Here is a 15,768-nt window from a genome sequence, read left to right as displayed (position 1 = left end):
GTGGCACTGGCTTTCGCTGCTGCCGTCAGCCCGTTATCGCCTGGCTTCATCGACCTCTGACGGATCCGCTTTCTTGTCGCGGGTGCGCAGCAGTGACAGCAGCACGCCACCGAGCAGCAGGCCGAAGGTCACCCCCAGCGACACCCCGGCCGGCACCTTGCCCACCAGCCCGTGCCAGAAGATCTTGCAGCCGATGAAGATCAACACCATCGCCAGCGCGTACTTGAGGTAGACGAAGCGGTGCATCAGCGCCGCCAGGGCGAAGTACAGCGAGCGCAGGCCGAGGATGGCGAAGATGTTCGAGGTGTAGACGATGAACGGATCCTGGGTGATGGCGAAGATCGCCGGCACGCTGTCGACGGCGAACACCAGGTCGGCCAGTTCGATCAATACCAGGGCCAGGAACAACGGCGTGGCATAGCGGATCGCCCGCGTCGCCCCGGGCGGGGTGAGCTGGACGAAGAAGTGCCGGCCATGCAACTGGTCGGTGACGCGCATGTGCCGGCGCACGAAGCGCAGTACCGGGTTGTTGGCCAGGTCCGGGTGGGCGTCGTCCTTGGATAGCGCCATCTTCACCCCGGTGAACAGCAGGAAGGCGCCGAACAGGTACAGCACCCAGGCGAAGTGCTGCACCAGCGCGGCACCGACGCCGATCATGATGGCTCGCAGCACCACCACTCCGAGGATGCCCCAGAACAGCACGCGATGCTGGTAGCGGCGGGGGATGGCGAAGAAGCTGAAGATCATCGCCATGACGAACACGTTGTCCATCGACAGCGACTGCTCGACCAGAAAACCCGTGTAGAACTCCAGCGCCGGTTGCGCGCCCAGCTCATGCCAGACCCACACGCCGAACAGCACGCCGACGCTGAAGTAGCCCGAGTACAGCAGCAGGCTTTCGCGCATTTCGATCTCGCGGTCCTGGCGGTGCAGCACACCCAGGTCGAGGACCAGCAAGGCGATGACGATGGTGATGAAGACCAGCCACAACCAGGCGCTGGTGCCGAGAAAAGGCGTGAAGAGGAAATGCTGCAGAGCCGTCATGAGCCCCTCCTTGATTGTCGACGTTGCATGGCAACAGTGATTCCGACATGGCGGCGCAAACCGTCAGAGGGGCCCGGCATCACATGATTTTGAGCCTAGTCGTGATCGCCGGGCTTGCCGAATGGCAGGCTGTTACATTTCTTTGCCTGGATCCAATTATTGCGAAATATTCTCAATTGTAAAAAATTCGTAAAAACCCTAGGATGCGCCACAGCCGTCGCAGAACGGGCACATAACCACAACAACTGCCAGTGATTAGCCCCCACTCGTATCGAGCAGACACAACAAGTAGGGGTCGACAAGCGTGCAACGACAGCACTCTCTGAACACGGTTCAAGGGGCAGGGAACGCCACCACCGTCCGCCAGCGTCATCCGCTGGCACTGGCCATCCTCGCGGCGAGCCTTGCCGCATCGGCCGGCCAGGCCTGGGCCGACACGGCCAGCGGCAAGGGCACCCTGGAGCTGGGCGCCACCGCCATCACCGACACCGCGCTGGGCGAGACCACCGAAGGCAGTGGTTCCTACACCACCGGCGCCAGCCGCACCGCCACGCGCATGGCCCTGTCGCCCCGGGAAACGCCGCAATCGGTCACGGTCATCACCCGCCAGCAGATGGACGACCAGAACCTCACCAGCATCAGCGACGCGCTGGCCAAGACCCCGGGCGTCACCGTCACCAAGCTCGACAGCAGCCGTGCCGCCTTCAAGGCCCGGGGTTTCGACATCGACAACTTCCAGATCGATGGCATCCCGGCGGCTTTCCGCTTCGGCAACGGCATCGACCAGACCGACCTGGTGATCTACGACCGGGTCGAGGTGCTGCGTGGCGCCACCGGCCTGCTCAGCGGCTTCGGCAGCCCGTCGGCGACCGTCAACCTGGTGCGCAAGCGGCCGACCCGCGAGCTGTCCGGCTATGTGTCGCTGGGCGCCGGCAGCTGGGACACCTACCGGGGCGAGTTCGACATCGGCGGCGCGCTGACGCCTGAAGGCAACGTGCGCGGGCGCCTGGTCACGGCCTACGAGGACGGCCAGTCGTTCATGGACAACCTGTCCGAAAAGAAGCAGGTGATGTACGGCATCGTCGAGGCCGACCTGACCGACGACACCCTGCTCAGCGTCGGCCTCAGCCGCCAGAGCAACCGCCCCGAAGGCTCGTCCTGGGGGCCGTCGACGCCGTTGCTGGACAACCAGGGCAACCGTTTCGGCATGCCGCGCTCGTTCAACCCCGGCGCCAAGTGGAGCGCCTGGGACAACACCGCCGACAACCTGTTCGTCACCCTCGAGCAGCGCCTGGCCAACGACTGGACAATCAAGGCCTCGGCCAGCCGCAGCGAGACCGACGCGCCGACGCGCCTGGGTTCGGCGGCCAACGGCTACCCCGATGCGGCCAGCGGGGACGGCATGGGCGTGTGGCTGGGCCGCTACCGTTACCAGACCGACCAGAACGCCTACGACCTCTTTGCCAGCGGCCCGTTCCAGTTGCTCGGACGCGAGCACGAACTGGTGGCGGGCATTTCCCACCGCGATGTGCGCGCCCATGAAAGCAACTGGCCGTTCCTGTTCGGCAGCGCCAACATCTACCAGTGGCGCGGCGAGTATCCCGAGCCCGACTGGGGGCGGCCACTGTCGAAGGTCGACACCCGCGTGCAGGAAGATGCCGCCTACCTGACAGGTCGCTTCAAGCCCACCGACAGGCTGTCGATCATCCTTGGCGGTCGCCTGTCCAACTGGCAGCTCGACAGCACCAGCCTGGACACCACCACCGGCCAGCGCAGCAAGACCCAGGACGTGCAAGAGAACGGCGTGGTCGTGCCCTACGCCGGGGTGGTCTACGACCTGGACGACAGCTGGTCGGTGTACGGCAGCTACACCAGCATCTTCAAGCCTCACGAGAGCGAGCAGGATGCCAGCGGCAAGATGATCGAACCGGAGGAGGGCGATGCCTACGAGCTGGGCCTGAAGGGCGAGTTCTTCGACGGTCGCCTGAACGCCAGCCTGGCGCTGTTCGAGGTGCGCCAGGACAACCTGGCCGAGTTCGACCGCACCGATCCGGCCACCAACCGTGGCGTCTACCGGGCGATCCAGGGCGCCAAGACCCGTGGTTTCGAGCTGGAAGTGGCGGGTGAGCTGACCCCGGACTGGCATGTGCAGGGTGGTTTTACCCACCGCATCACCCGCGATGGCGAGGGCGACAAGATTTCCACCATCGAGCCGGAGAACCTGCTGCGCCTGTCCACCACCTACCGTTTGCCAGGGGTCTGGAACAAGCTCACCGTGGGCGGTTCGGCCAACTGGCAGAGCAAGGTGTGGAAGGACCTGGACAGCCCGGTCACGGCGGGCGAGACCATTCGCTACACCCAGGCCGATTACCTGACCCTGGACGCGATGGCGAGGTACCAGGTGACCGAGCAGCTGTCGGTGACCCTCAACGGCAACAACCTCACCGACAGGAAGTACTTCAACAACCTGGGCTTCTACAGCGGGGGCTACTATGGGGATCCGCGCAACTTCATGCTGACCACGCGCTACGCGTTCTGACCGGCCTTGCAGCGCACCCGTTGTAGGAGCGGCCTCGTGCCGCGAAAGGGCTGCGAAGCGGCCCCAGGGTTTCAGCTACGCAGCCGAAATTGCCGGGGCCGCTCTGCGGCCCTTTCGCGACACAAGGCCGCTCCTACAGGGGAACGTATACCCCCGGCGCCGCCGGCCTACCAGGCCAGCGGCTGCTCGAATCCCTTCCAGCACACCCAGCGCCGTATCTCGCCATGCGCCCCGGTGCCGATCTGCCATTGCGGCCGGCCGCTGTCCAGGGCAATCAGTGAAATGAAGCCGGCATGGCTGGCCACCGCCAGGGTGCGGCCGTCGGCGCTGATGTCCATGGCGCTGATGGTCGAGCCGAGGTAGTGCTGCCAGTGCTCGCTGCCGTCCTCGCCGAAGGCGCGCAGATAGCCATGGGCGTCACCGACGATGTACTCGCCTTCACGGGCCACTCCGGCGTAGATCCGTGCGCCATCCTGCAACAGCGGCGTGCGCGGGTCCTCGCTGTAGAACCCGGTGTCCAGCCCAGGCAGGTCGGCCACCCGCACGCCGACGGTGCCGCCGCGGTAGAAATGGCAGGCGTTGAGGATCAGCTGGTCGCCACGCCGGTTGAACAGGGCGAAGTGCGGGTACTCGCTGGCCGGGCCGACTTCGGCGACGGGCCTGAACTGCTCGTCAAGCACCAGGTGCCGGCCGCACTGCTCGCCCAGGGCGATCAGCCGGCCATCCGGTGACAGCGCGGCGTGTTCCATGGCCAGGCCCAGGACGATGTCGTCCGGATCGGTGCCCTCGCGCAGTTCATCGAGAATGTCTTCCTGGCGCGGCAGCAGGCGCGTGGCGCCGTTGGCGGCGAGCACGAAGATGCCGTCGCTGCTGACCAGCAGGACCCGCTGGCCATCGGGGAAGGGCAGCAGCGCGGTGGGTATCGGCGGCAGGTCGAGGGGGTCGAACGGGTAGCCGGCCGGCAACCCTTCCAGGCCATGGGGCCAGGCCAGCCTGGCCACCAGCGGGCCGCCCCAGCCATCGGTCACGCGTACCCCTTCGGCATTGGCCAGGGCATAGTAGCGCCGCTGCGGGCAACGGCCGAAGTGCTCGACGCCGATCACCGGAGTGATGCCTTGGTCATCGATGCGCAGCACCTGCCCTCGGTCGAACGGCATGCCGATACGCGCCAGCAGGCTGCCGTCGTCGAGCAGCAGCAGGTTGCCGATGCCCTGGGCCTGTTCCTCGAACAAGGGCACCAGTGGCAGGTGCGCCGGCGGCCAGGCCTCACGGAACAGCTGGCGCTGCGCCGGCTCGACGCCGGGCCGGTTGATAGCCCGCAGCGCCGCCAGCCAGGCGTCGAGCAGGTGTTCGGTGGCCGCTGCCTGCGGCTCCTCCAGATCGTCCCAGCCTTGCGCACGGCCCTGCGCGACATAGCGGTTGATGGCCTCGGCGTAGGCGATGACCGCCTCGCGCCACTGCTGCTGGGGGTGCTGCTTGTCCATGGGCGGATCGAACTCCTTGTTCCGCAGGGTGGGTGGCGATGCAACAAAAGGGTGCATGGTACTCCGTCCGCACCCGAGGTTGTGAGGTCCGGGCTTGATGCGTACCATGCTGGGCATCCTTCCAATAATCAAACGTGCGTCACCGGCCTGGAACCTGGGCAGGCGATGCGCGTCCTGTTGCCTTGCCCGCGGAGAAAAACGTCTTCACATGAATGGACCCGTACCCACCTCCATGCCCCCCACGGCCGGCAACGGCAGCTGGCTGAGCGTCATCGCCCTGGCGTTGGCGGCGTTCATCTTCAACACCACCGAGTTCGTCCCGGTGGCGCTGCTCAGCGATATCGGCCGCAGCTTCGAGATGAGCACCGCGCAGGTCGGCCTGATGCTGACCATCTATGCCTGGGTGGTGGCGCTGGCGTCACTGCCGATGATGTTGATGACCCGCAACATCGAGCGCCGACGCCTGCTGCTGCTGGTGTTCCTGGTGTTCATCGCCAGCCACCTGCTGTCGTGGTTGTCGCAGAGTTTCGCCATGCTGCTGGTCAGCCGCATCGGCATCGCCCTGGCCCACGCCGTGTTCTGGGCCATCACCGCGTCGCTGGCGGTGCGCGTGGCGCCGCCCGGCCAGCAGGCCAAGGCGCTGGGCCTTTTGGCCACCGGCACCACCTTGGCGATGGTCATGGGCATTCCGCTGGGGCGGGTGGTGGGCGAGGCGCTGGGCTGGCGCATCACCTTCCTGTGCATTGCCGGGGTGGCGTTGGCGACCATGCTGTGCCTGATGAAGTCGCTGCCGCTGCTGCCGAGCCAGAACTCCGGCTCGTTGCGCAGCCTGCCGATCCTGTTCCGCCGCCCGGCGCTGGTGATTACCTACCTGCTGGTGACGCTGGTGATCACCGCGCAGTTCACCGCCTACAGCTACATCGAGCCGTTCGCCCTGCACGTGGCGCAGATCGGCGGCGAGCGCACCACGCTGCTGCTGTTGCTGTTCGGTGGCGCCGGGGTGTTTGGTTCGGTGCTGTTCAGCCGCTACAGCGAGCGTTTCCCCCATGGCTTCCTGGTGGGGGCCATCGGGGCCCTGGCGGCGTGCCTGTTGCTGTTGCTGCCGCTGTCGGGCAATTTCCCGGTGTTCGCCGGGCTGAGCATGGTCTGGGGCGTGGCGATCCTGAGCTTCAGCCTGGCGCTGCAGTCCAAGACGCTGAAGCTCGCCTCGGACGCCACCGACGTGGCCATGGCGCTGTTCTCGGGGATCTACAACATCGGCATCGGCGGCGGCGCGCTGTTGGGCAGCATCGTCAGCAGCCAGCTGGGCGTGGCGCATATCGGCCTGGTCGGTGGCGGCGTGGCGGTGCTGGGCCTGGTACTGGCGCTGGCCAGTACCCAGCGCTTTCGCGAAGCCCTGACACGCGTGCCGGGCCAGGCGTGAAGCAGCACCTGCCGGTGTTCGAGCACCCGGGCCAGCGGTGCCGCCCGGTGTGCCGCGAGTATGCCGATGGCCAGCGCCTGAGCCCGCACTGGCACGAGGCGGGGCAACTGGTGTTCGCCACCCGCGGGATCATGGAGCTGCGCTGCGCCCAGGGGTTCTGGGTGCTGTCGCCGCAACAGGGCCTGTGGGTACCGGCGGGGCTCGAGCACAGCCTGCGCGCCCGTGGCCAGGTGAGTCTGCGCACGCTTTACCTGCACCCGCAGACCTGCGAGCTTGCCGATCAGCCCTATAGCCTGTTGGTGACGCCGCTGCTGCGCGAGCTGCTGCTGAGTGCCCGCGCCATCGACCAGAGCACGCTGCCCGACAGCCGCGAGGCGCACCTGATGGCCTTGTTGCTGGACGAGCTGCGCTGGGTCCGCGATGTGCCGTTGCGCCTGGCGATGCCCGCCGAGCCACGTCTGCAGAAACTCTGCGCGGCCTTGCTGGAGGACCCGGCGAATGGGCGCGCCCTGGAGGACTGGGGGCATGAGGTGGGCGCGTCGGTGCGCACCCTGGCGCGGCTGTTCCAGGCCGAGCTGGGCTGCACCTTCCAGCATTGGCGCCAGCAAGCCCGTGTGTTCGCCGCCATCGCCCGGTTGCACAAGGGCGAACCGGTGGGGCGCATCGCCCAGGAGCTGGGCTACGAGTCGCCGGCAGCGTTCGCCAAGGTGTTCCGCCGGCTGATGGGCTGCGCGCCCAGCGTCTTCAGCGCAAGTTGGCCGATACGCACGCATGCCTGACCGCCGCGCGCCAGCGCCGTGCCTGGCCCGACCCTAAGCTGACGCGTATCCGATCCGCCACAGGAGCCGCGTCATGCCCGTCACATTCAACCGCGAGAACCTTGCCATCGCCGTCAATGGCATCACCCTCGATGCCTGGCTCTATCTTCCCGAGGCCCCGGGGCCGCTGCCACTGGTGTTGATGAGCCCGGGCTTCGCCGCGCTCAAGGGGCAGGCCCTGGACCGCTTCGCCGAACATTTCGCCGCCACGGGCCTGGCGGTGGTGCTGTTCGACCAGCGCAACTTCGGCCACAGCGGGGGCGAGCCGCGAGGCGAGATCGACCCTCGCCAGCAACTCGATGACCTGCGCGAGGTGCTGACCTGGGCTTGTGCGCAGCCGCGCTTCGATGCCCGGCGCATCGGCGTCTGGGGCTCGAGCTACAGCGGCGGCCACGCCCTGCAACTGGCGGCCTGGGACCGCCGGGTGCGCTGCGTGGTGGCCCAGGTGCCGACCATCAGTGGTCACCAGAGCTTCCTGCGCCGGGCGGGCGAGCATGTGTACGCGATGCGCGAGGCTTTCGCCCGCGACCGCGCGGCTCGCCATGCCGGCGGTGCGCCGGGGTATCGACGGGTGATCGCCGAGGCGGGGGAGGCCGGCATCTATGCCGGGGCAGACGCCGAAGCGTTCTACGGCACGGCACGGGCACTGCAGGCGGGTTGGGACAACCGTGTGACCCTGCGTTCCAGTGAACTGGCCAGCGAGTACGAACCGGGCCTGACCATCGAGCGCATCAGCCCGACGCCACTGCTGATGCTGGTGGCCGAACGCGACACCGTCACCCCCGCGGACCTGGCCCTCGCCGCGTACAACCGCGCCGGGGAGCCCAAGCGCCTGGTGGTGCTGCCCGATGGGCACTTCGATCCGTACCAGCGGCACTTCCAGGCTGCGGCGCAGGCGGCGGGGCAGTGGTTCCTGCGTCACCTGGGCTGAGCGGTGGCCGGGGCAGGTTCAACCCCGTATTGCCGCCCGACTGATCCGCATCAATCCTCCTTGCACCACGCGCCCCTGTAATAGGGGCGCTTGTGCATCGGCAAGGCTGCCACTAATATCCAAGCGTTTTCTTGTGTAATTGCCTGTTCCCCTGGCCAGGCCATCAATACGGACGTTGATATGGATTTGCACACCTCCCTGTGGCTGTTCCAGGCCATCCAGGCCGTGGGCTTGGCGTTGTGGCTGAGCATCGCGGTGTTGAACAACCTGCAGGCTTTCGCCAGCTCCGTCGGTGCCATCGGCGCCACGCTGGCCATGGCGCCGCTGCGCCAGCCGCCGGCCATCGACTTCCCCCTGCTGCGCCGGGCCTGCCAGTCGGCCGGCCTGGCCCGCGCCGCGCTGCTGGTGATCCTGCTGCTGCAGGTGGTCGCCAGCGTGGCGGCCTGGATCGGTTGCTACGGGCTGATCGTCGCCCAGGACCCGCTCATGGCCCGCGCCTGGCTGAACCTGGCGCTTGCTGCGTTCCTCGCCTTCACCTTCGCCATGCTGCTCGGTGGCCTGTGGTTCGGCTACTGGATTCGCCAGGAAGGCCTGCAGCTCACCCACCTGGTGCTGGTGCTGTGGGCGATCCTGGCGTTCTTCCTGTTCAACCTGAATTGGGCCTGAGGCGAGGACGGACGATGAAAAGCAAGGCGATACTCGGCAGCGCCCTGGTACTGGCGCTGGTCACCGCCGGCGGACTGGCCTGGCGCCACACCGGCCAGGCCCAGGCCACTGCGACGGCGCCGCGGTACCTGGTCAAGGTGGCTTTGGCCACGGTGCAGAAGGCACCACAGAAACGCGCCTTCGCCGGTGTTGGCGAGCTGGAGGCGGTGCACCAGGTGCTGGTGTCGGCCGAGATCGGCGGGCGGGTGACGGCGATCAACTTCACATCCGGCCAGCAGGTGCGCAAAGGCGATGTGCTGGTCACCCTCAACGATGCCCCGGAGCAGGCCGAGCGCCTGCGCCTGAAGGCCCAGCTGGACAATGCGCGGACCAATCACCGGCGGGTCAAGGACCTGCTGCGCGAGAACGCCGCTACCCAGGAACAACTGGACAATGCCCTGGCGGCTCGCGACATGGCCCAGGGCGAACTGGCCCGTACCGAGGCGGTGATTGCCCAGAAGGCGGTGCGCGCGCCCTTCGACGGGCGCCTGGGCATCCGCCGGGTGAACCAGGGGCAGTACCTCAATGTCGGCGACCCGGTGGTCAGCCTGATCGATACCCGCAGCCTGTACGTCAACTTCTCCCTCGAGGAGCAACTGAGCGCCCAGCTGCGCCCCGGCCAGCCGGTCGAGGTGCGCCTGGACGCCTTCCCCGACACCCCGTTCACTGCCCATATCACCGCCATCGATCCGTTGATTGGCCGTTCGCGCACGGTGCAGGTCCAGGCCACCCTGGCCAAGCCCGATGCGCGCCTTTCCGCTGGCATGTACGCCAGCGTGCAGGTGGCCAGCCCCGATGACGGCCAGGTGCTGACCGTGCCGGAAACCGCGGTGGCCTACACCGCCTACGGCGATACGGTGTTCGTCGCTCGCCGTGATGACGCCGCCGATGCCCTGGTGGTGCAGCGGGTGGCGGTGCGCACCGGCGAGCGCCAGGCCGGTCGGGTAGTGATCGAACAGGGCCTGAACGAGGACGACCAGGTGGTGGTGTCGGGGCAGTTGCGCCTGAGCGACGGCACCGCCGTGCAAGCCACCGAAGACACCCTGCAGGCCCCGGCCAGCGGCGCCTGACCCCAGCGAGAACACGCCATGACATTCACCGACCTGTTCGTTCGCCGGCCTGTGCTGGCGCTGGTGGTCAGCACCCTGATCCTGCTGCTCGGGCTGCTGTCGCTGCTGCAGTTGCCGATCCGCCAGTACCCGCTGCTGGAAAGCTCGACCATCACCGTGACCACCGAGTACCCCGGCGCCCCGGCCGAACTGATGCAGGGCTTCGTCACCCAGCCGATCGCCCAGGCGGTGTCGTCGGTGGAAGGCATCGACTACCTGTCGTCCTCATCGGTACAAGGCCGTAGCCTGGTGACCGTGCGCATGGAGCTCAACCGCGACTCCACCCAGGCGCTGACCGAGGTGATGGCCAAGGTCAACCAGGTGCGTTACCGCCTGCCGGAGCGCGCCTACGATCCGGTGATCGAGCGCTCGGCCGGCGAGTCGACGGCGGTGGCCTATATCGGCTTCGCCAGCCCGAGCCTGCCGATCCCGGCCATGACCGACTACCTCACACGGGTGGTCGAGCCGTTGCTCAGCACCATCGAGGGCGTGGCCAAGGTCCAGGTGTTCGGCGGCCAGACCTTGTCGATGCGCCTGTGGATCGACCCGGCGCGCCTGGCCGCCCGGGGCCTGACCGCGGCCGACGTGGCCGAGGCGGTGCGGCGCAACAACTACCAGGCGGCGCCCGGCAAGGTGAAGGGGCAGTACGTGATCGCCAATATCCGTGTCGACACCGACCTGACCTCGGTCGGCGACTTCCGCGAGCTGGTGATCCGCAACGACGGCAATGGCCTGGTGCGCATCCGCGACATCGGCACCGTCGAGCTCGGCGCCGCCTCGGCCGAGACCAGCGCCAGCATGGACGGCGTGCCGGCGGTGCACCTGGGTCTGTTCGCCACCCCGGGCGGCAACCCGCTGGTGATCGTCGAGGGCATCCGCCAGCTGCTGCCGCAGATCCGCCAGACCCTGCCGCCGGACGTCAAGGCCGAGCTTGCCTTCGAGACGGCGCGGTTCATCCAGGCCTCCATCGACGAGGTGACCAAGACCTTGCTCGAAGCCCTGGCAATCGTGGTGGTGGTTATCTACCTGTGCCTGGGTTCGCTGCGCACGGTACTGATCCCGGTGGTGACCATCCCGCTGTCGATGCTCGGCGCGGCGGCGCTGATGCTGGCGTTCGGTTTCAGCATCAACCTGCTCACTTTGCTGGCCATGGTGCTGGCGGTGGGGCTGGTGGTGGACGATGCCATCGTCGTGGTGGAGAACGTCCACCGCCATATCGAGGAGGGGCGCACACCGGTGGCGGCGGCATTGATCGGCGCCCGCGAGGTGGCCGGGCCGGTGATCGCGATGACCATCACCCTGGCCGCGGTGTACGCGCCGATCGGCATGATGGGCGGGCTGACCGGCGCGCTGTTCCGTGAGTTCGCCCTGACCCTGGCCGGCGCGGTGGTGGTTTCCGGCGTGGTGGCGCTGACCCTGTCGCCGGTGATGAGCTCGTTCCTGCTCGATGCGCGCCAGTCCGAAGGGCGCATGGCCCATGCCGCCAACCGCTTCTTCGACTGGCTGGCCGAGCGCTACGCCCAGGTACTGGGGTTCTCGCTGAAGCACCGCTGGATCAGTGTCGGCTTCGCCTTGCTGGTGCTGGTCAGCCTGCCGCTGCTGTACAGCCTGCCGCAGCGCGAGCTGGCGCCGACCGAGGACCAGGCCGGACTGCTTACCGCGATCAAGGCGCCGCAGCATGCCAACCTGGCCTATGTCGAACGTTTCGCCGACAAGCTCGACGCGGTCTACCGCACCCTGCCGGAGACCGTCAGCACCTGGATCATCAACGGCAGCGACGGCATTGCTTCGGGCATCGGCGGCATCAACCTGCAACCGTGGGACGAGCGCGCGCGCAACGCCTCGCAGATCCAGCTCGACCTGCAGGCGGCGGTGAACGATGTCGAAGGCACCAGCATCTTCGCCTTCCAGCTGCCGGCGCTGCCGGGCTCGACGGGCGGCCTGCCGGTGCAGATGGTGCTGCGCAGCTCCCAGGACTACCGGGTGCTGTTCGACACCATGGAGCAGGTCAAGGCCAAGGCCCGGCAGAGCGGCCTGTTCGCCGTGGTCGACAGCGACCTGGACTACAACAACCCGGTGGTGCAGGTGCGGGTCGACCGGGCCAAGGCCAACAGCATGGGCATCCGCATGCAGGACATCGGCGAGTCGCTGGCGGTGCTGGTGGGGGAGAACTACCTCAACCGCTTCGGCCTCGACGGCCGCTCCTACGACGTCATCGCCCAGAGCCCGCGCGACCAGCGCCTGACCCCGCAGGCCCTGACCCGCCAGTACGTGCGCAGCGAAGAGGGCCGGCTGGTGCCGCTGTCCACCGTGGTGCAGGTCAGCGAGCAGGTCGAGCCCAACCGCCTGACCCAGTTCAACCAACAGAACGCGGCGACCTTCCAGGGCATCCCGGCGGCCGGGGTCACCCTGGGCGACACCGTGGCCTTCCTCGAGCAGGTCGCGGCTGAACTGCCCGCTGGCTTCAGCATCGACTGGCAGTCCGACGCCCGCCAGTACCAGCAGGAGGGCAACGCCCTGATGCTGGCGTTCCTCGCCGCCGTGGTGGTGATCTATCTGGTGCTGGCGGCGCAGTACGAGAGCCTGGTCGATCCGCTGATCATCCTGATCACCGTGCCGCTGTCGATCAGCGGCGCGCTGCTGCCCCTGGCGCTGGGGGTGGCCACGGTGAACATCTACACGCAGATCGGCCTGGTGACGCTGATCGGGTTGATCAGCAAGCACGGCATCCTCATGGTCGAGTTTGCCAACACTTTGCAGGCCGAGCAGCACCTGGACCGGCGCACGGCGATCGGCAAGGCGGCGCAGATCCGCCTGCGGCCGATCCTGATGACCACGGCGGCCATGGTGGTGGGGCTGATCCCGCTGCTGTTCGCCTCGGGCGCCGGCGCCGCCAGCCGTTTCGGGCTGGGCGTGGTGATCGTCACCGGGATGCTGGTGGGGACTTTGTTCACCCTGTTCGTGCTGCCGACCATCTACAGCCTGCTGGCCCGTGACCATGCCAGCACCGCGCGTTCGGCGCGGGCGCGGTCGTTGGCCGAAACCCTGGAGGGCCAGCCATGAAGCCTGTATTCGTCGTCTCCCTGATGGCCCTGGCCTTGACTGCGTGCAGCGTCGGCCCCGATTACCAGAAGGCCGAGATCCCGGCCACTGGCGTGCACAGCCCGCAGCGTGCCGCCTTCGCCGCCCGTGGTGAGTTGCCGGCGCAGTGGTGGCGGTTCTTCGACGATCCGCAGCTGGTGCGCCTGGTCGACCAGGCCCTGGCCAACAACCACGACGTCCGCCAGGCCCACGCCAACCTGCTGGCGGCGCGGGCGCTGTTCGACGACCGCAGCCTCGACCGCTATCCCTGGATCACCGCCCGCGCCGGCTACAACCAGAGCCTGGAGCAGCAGCAACCGGCCGATGGCGGCGACCCGCGGCGCATGCGCACCGAGCAGTACCGCGCCGGTTTCGACGTGCAGTGGGAGATCGACCTGTTCGGTCGCCTGCAGCGCCTGACCGACGCCGCCGAGGCCCGCGCCGACGCGGCGGCGGCGGACCTGCGCCAGGCGCGCCTGAGCATCGCCGCGGAGGTGGCCCGCAACTATTACCTGCAGCTCGGGCTCAAGCGCAGCCTGGCCGTGGCCGAGGACCAGGTCGAGGCCTGGCGCGAGACCCTGCAGCTGACCAGCGCCCAGGTGCGTGCCGGCAGTGGCCAGTACGAGGACCAGCAGAACGCCCACGCCAACCTGTTGCTCAGCGAGGCGGCGGTGCCGCCGTTGCAGGCGGCGATCCAGCAGGCCAGCTACCGCCTCGACGTGCTGACCGGGCAGGTGCCGGGCAGCCAGGAGCAGGGCGCCGCGCCGTTCCTGCCACCGCTGGCGCGCCAGTTGCCGCTGGGCGATGTCGATGCGCTGATCGGCCAGCGCCCCGATGTGGTCAGCGCCGAGCGTGAGCTGGCGGCCAGCACCGAGGATGTCGGCGCGGCCACCGCCGAGTTGTACCCGCGCCTGGACTTGGGCGGTTTCATCGGTTTCTTCGCCCTGCGCAGCGGCGACCTGGGCAGTGCCGCCCGTGCCTACGAGCTGGCGCCGGTTGTGACCTGGCCGGCGCTGCGCCTGGGCAACGCCCGTGCCCGCCTGCGCGTACGCGAGGCGCTGGCCGAGGGCAGTCAGGCGCGCTACCAGCAGGCCGTGCTGCTGGCCCGCGAAGAAGTGGAGAACGCGGTGACGCAACTGGTGCGCAACCAGGCGCGGCTGCAAAGCCTGGTGGCCTCCGCCGGCCACGGCAGCGAGGCCATCGACATTGCCAACAAGCGCTATCGGCGTGGAGCGGGGACCTACCTGGCGGTGCTGGAGAACCAGCGTGCGCTGTTCTCGATCAAGCGCGAGGTGGCCGAGGCAGAGACAGCGTCGTACCTGGATGCGATTGCGCTGTACAAGGCGTTGGGGTGGGGGAGTGCGGCACAGTAGCCCCCATTGCCTGTTACCCTGTGGGCGCCATGGGCGGCGAGCAAGAGTTCCAGGATGGGCCTAATTTTCCCTGTGCGGTCTTCGTTTTCATGGAAGCCGCCCTGCGCCCGGCGCGTTCGGCACTCATCATTCAAGGAGACAGGCAATGACTTCCGTTTTCGACCGCGACGATATCCAGTTCCAGGTAGTGGTCAACCACGAAGAGCAGTATTCCATCTGGCCCGACTACAAGGCGATCCCCAACGGCTGGCGCGCGGTGGGCAAGAGCGGCCTGAAGAAGGACTGCCTGGCCTACATCGATGAGGTCTGGACTGACATGCGCCCACTGAGCCTGCGCCAGAAGATGGCCGAAGCCGCGGCGCAGTAAGGCGGTGTCGAACCTGAACCTGCTGTGCCTGCCGTACTCCGGTGCCAGCGCCATGGTCTACAGCCGCTGGCGGCGCAAGCTGCCGGCCTGGCTGCAGGTGCGTCCGGTGGAGTTGCCCGGGCGTGGCGCGCGCATGGGCGATCCGCTGCACACCGATCTGCGGGGGCTGGCCCGGCAGCTGGCCCATGAGCAGCGGGGGGCCACCCAGGCGCCCTACGCGCTGCTCGGGCACAGCCTGGGGGCGCTGGTCGCCTTCGAGCTGGCCCACGAACTGCGGGCGCTGGGGTGTCCGCCGCCGGTGGCGTTGTTCGCCAGTGGGACGGCGGCGCCGACCCGGCGGGAGGACTATGCCGGTGGCAAATGGACCGAGCCTCGTGGGGATGCCGAACTGATCGCCGAACTGCGCAAGCTTGGGGGGACACCTGAAGAGGTGCTGGCCAACCAGGAGCTGATGAGCCTGACCTTGCCGATCGTGCAGGCGGACTTTTTGCTTTGTGGGCGGTATGAGTATGAGGCGCGACAATTGTTGCAATGTCCGTTGCATGTGTTGGGCGGTGAGGATGACCGGGCCAGTGATGAGCAGTTGCAGGCTTGGGGGCGGGAGACTGGCGGGGGGTACTCGCTGACGAAGTTTCCGGGTGGGCATTTCTTTATTCATGAGCATGAAGAGCGGGTGCTTGATGTGCTTTGCCGGACGTTGGAGCCTTTGAGGCTTTGTGCTTGATGGGTGGTATTGGGGTGTTTTGCAATAGCTGATATCTGACCTGTTGTTGTTGTTGTTGTTGTTGTTGTTGTTGTTGTTGTTGTTGTTGTTGTTGGGTGGTTTTGGAAGTTGTATGCGCATTCATTTGTGATGTCGACGCTTATTCACCTTTCCGCCCTTACGGCGGGTAA

Annotated in this window: 12 protein-coding genes; 10 read left to right on the top strand and 2 right to left on the bottom strand. The window is 67.4% G+C overall.

What is annotated here, in order from left to right:
* Positions 1-33 precede the first annotated feature (33 nt).
* Positions 34-1,044, bottom strand: coding sequence for a TerC family protein (locus V0R62_RS23775; RefSeq protein WP_330105462.1), 1,011 nt, complete (start codon positions 1,042-1,044; stop codon positions 34-36).
* A 304-nt stretch (positions 1,045-1,348) separates the two neighbouring features.
* Here V0R62_RS23775 and V0R62_RS23770 point away from each other — a divergent pair, with 304 nt between their 5' ends.
* The gene (locus V0R62_RS23770) at positions 1,349-3,583 is read left to right on the top strand and encodes a TonB-dependent siderophore receptor (protein ID WP_330105461.1); all 2,235 of its coding nucleotides are present in this window, start codon (positions 1,349-1,351) and stop codon (positions 3,581-3,583) included.
* A 167-nt stretch (positions 3,584-3,750) separates the two neighbouring features.
* Here the strand turns inward: V0R62_RS23770 and V0R62_RS23765 are convergent, their stop codons facing one another.
* Positions 3,751-5,067: a hypothetical protein gene (locus V0R62_RS23765; protein ID WP_330105460.1), complete on the bottom strand. Its 1,317-nt coding sequence runs from the start codon at positions 5,065-5,067 to the stop codon at positions 3,751-3,753.
* A gap of 208 nt (positions 5,068-5,275) precedes the next feature.
* Here V0R62_RS23765 and V0R62_RS23760 point away from each other — a divergent pair, with 208 nt between their 5' ends.
* The 9 genes from V0R62_RS23760 to V0R62_RS23720 all read left to right on the top strand — a co-directional run bounded on the left by V0R62_RS23760 (position 5,276) and on the right by V0R62_RS23720 (position 15,598).
* The gene (locus V0R62_RS23760; RefSeq protein ID WP_330105459.1) at positions 5,276-6,490 is read left to right on the top strand and encodes a sugar transporter; all 1,215 of its coding nucleotides are present in this window, start codon (positions 5,276-5,278) and stop codon (positions 6,488-6,490) included.
* A complete protein-coding gene (locus V0R62_RS23755) occupies positions 6,487-7,269 on the top strand; it encodes an AraC family transcriptional regulator (protein WP_330105458.1) in 783 nt (260 codons plus the stop codon). The genes V0R62_RS23760 and V0R62_RS23755 overlap by 4 nt, the downstream gene beginning before the upstream one ends.
* A gap of 73 nt (positions 7,270-7,342) precedes the next feature.
* Positions 7,343-8,239: an alpha/beta hydrolase gene (locus V0R62_RS23750; protein WP_330105457.1), complete on the top strand. Its 897-nt coding sequence runs from the start codon at positions 7,343-7,345 to the stop codon at positions 8,237-8,239.
* 180 nt (positions 8,240-8,419) lie between these two features.
* Positions 8,420-8,905, top strand: a complete 486-nt coding sequence (locus V0R62_RS23745; RefSeq protein ID WP_198743355.1) for a DUF2165 family protein — start codon at positions 8,420-8,422, stop codon at positions 8,903-8,905.
* A 14-nt stretch (positions 8,906-8,919) separates the two neighbouring features.
* Complete coding sequence (locus V0R62_RS23740) at positions 8,920-10,014, top strand: efflux RND transporter periplasmic adaptor subunit (RefSeq protein WP_330105456.1); 1,095 nt, start codon at positions 8,920-8,922, stop codon at positions 10,012-10,014.
* Positions 10,015-10,032: 18 nt separating this feature from the next.
* Positions 10,033-13,116, top strand: a complete 3,084-nt coding sequence (locus tag V0R62_RS23735; protein WP_186732266.1) for a MexW/MexI family multidrug efflux RND transporter permease subunit — start codon at positions 10,033-10,035, stop codon at positions 13,114-13,116.
* A complete protein-coding gene (locus tag V0R62_RS23730; protein ID WP_330105455.1) occupies positions 13,113-14,507 on the top strand; it encodes an efflux transporter outer membrane subunit in 1,395 nt (464 codons plus the stop codon). Before V0R62_RS23735 ends, V0R62_RS23730 begins: the two co-directional genes overlap by 4 nt.
* 145 nt (positions 14,508-14,652) lie before the next feature.
* Positions 14,653-14,874: an MbtH family protein gene (locus tag V0R62_RS23725; protein ID WP_003256222.1), complete on the top strand. Its 222-nt coding sequence runs from the start codon at positions 14,653-14,655 to the stop codon at positions 14,872-14,874.
* A gap of 4 nt (positions 14,875-14,878) precedes the next feature.
* Positions 14,879-15,598: a thioesterase II family protein gene (locus tag V0R62_RS23720; RefSeq protein WP_330105454.1), complete on the top strand. Its 720-nt coding sequence runs from the start codon at positions 14,879-14,881 to the stop codon at positions 15,596-15,598.
* Positions 15,599-15,768 lie beyond the last annotated feature (170 nt).

It is taken from the genome of Pseudomonas carassii (genome assembly GCF_036324045.1).
Taxonomy (GTDB): Bacteria; Pseudomonadota; Gammaproteobacteria; order Pseudomonadales; family Pseudomonadaceae; genus Aquipseudomonas; species Aquipseudomonas peradeniyensis.
Note: the sequence above shows the minus strand (reverse complement) of the source record. Positions and strands in the feature narration are given on the sequence as shown.

Excerpts from the sequence above, each read along its gene's own strand:
- V0R62_RS23775 (WP_330105462.1), bottom strand. The coding sequence starts at position 1,044 with ATGACGGCTCTGCAGCATTTCCTCTTCACGCCTTTTCTCGGCACCAGC.
- V0R62_RS23765 (WP_330105460.1), bottom strand. The coding sequence starts at position 5,067 with ATGGACAAGCAGCACCCCCAGCAGCAGTGGCGCGAGGCGGTCATCGCC.
- V0R62_RS23760 (WP_330105459.1), top strand. The coding sequence starts at position 5,276 with ATGAATGGACCCGTACCCACCTCCATGCCCCCCACGGCCGGCAACGGC.
- V0R62_RS23750 (WP_330105457.1), top strand. The coding sequence starts at position 7,343 with ATGCCCGTCACATTCAACCGCGAGAACCTTGCCATCGCCGTCAATGGC.
- V0R62_RS23745 (WP_198743355.1), top strand. The coding sequence starts at position 8,420 with ATGGATTTGCACACCTCCCTGTGGCTGTTCCAGGCCATCCAGGCCGTG.
- V0R62_RS23740 (WP_330105456.1), top strand. The coding sequence starts at position 8,920 with ATGAAAAGCAAGGCGATACTCGGCAGCGCCCTGGTACTGGCGCTGGTC.
- V0R62_RS23735 (WP_186732266.1), top strand. The coding sequence starts at position 10,033 with ATGACATTCACCGACCTGTTCGTTCGCCGGCCTGTGCTGGCGCTGGTG.
- V0R62_RS23730 (WP_330105455.1), top strand. The coding sequence starts at position 13,113 with ATGAAGCCTGTATTCGTCGTCTCCCTGATGGCCCTGGCCTTGACTGCG.
- V0R62_RS23725 (WP_003256222.1), top strand. The coding sequence starts at position 14,653 with ATGACTTCCGTTTTCGACCGCGACGATATCCAGTTCCAGGTAGTGGTC.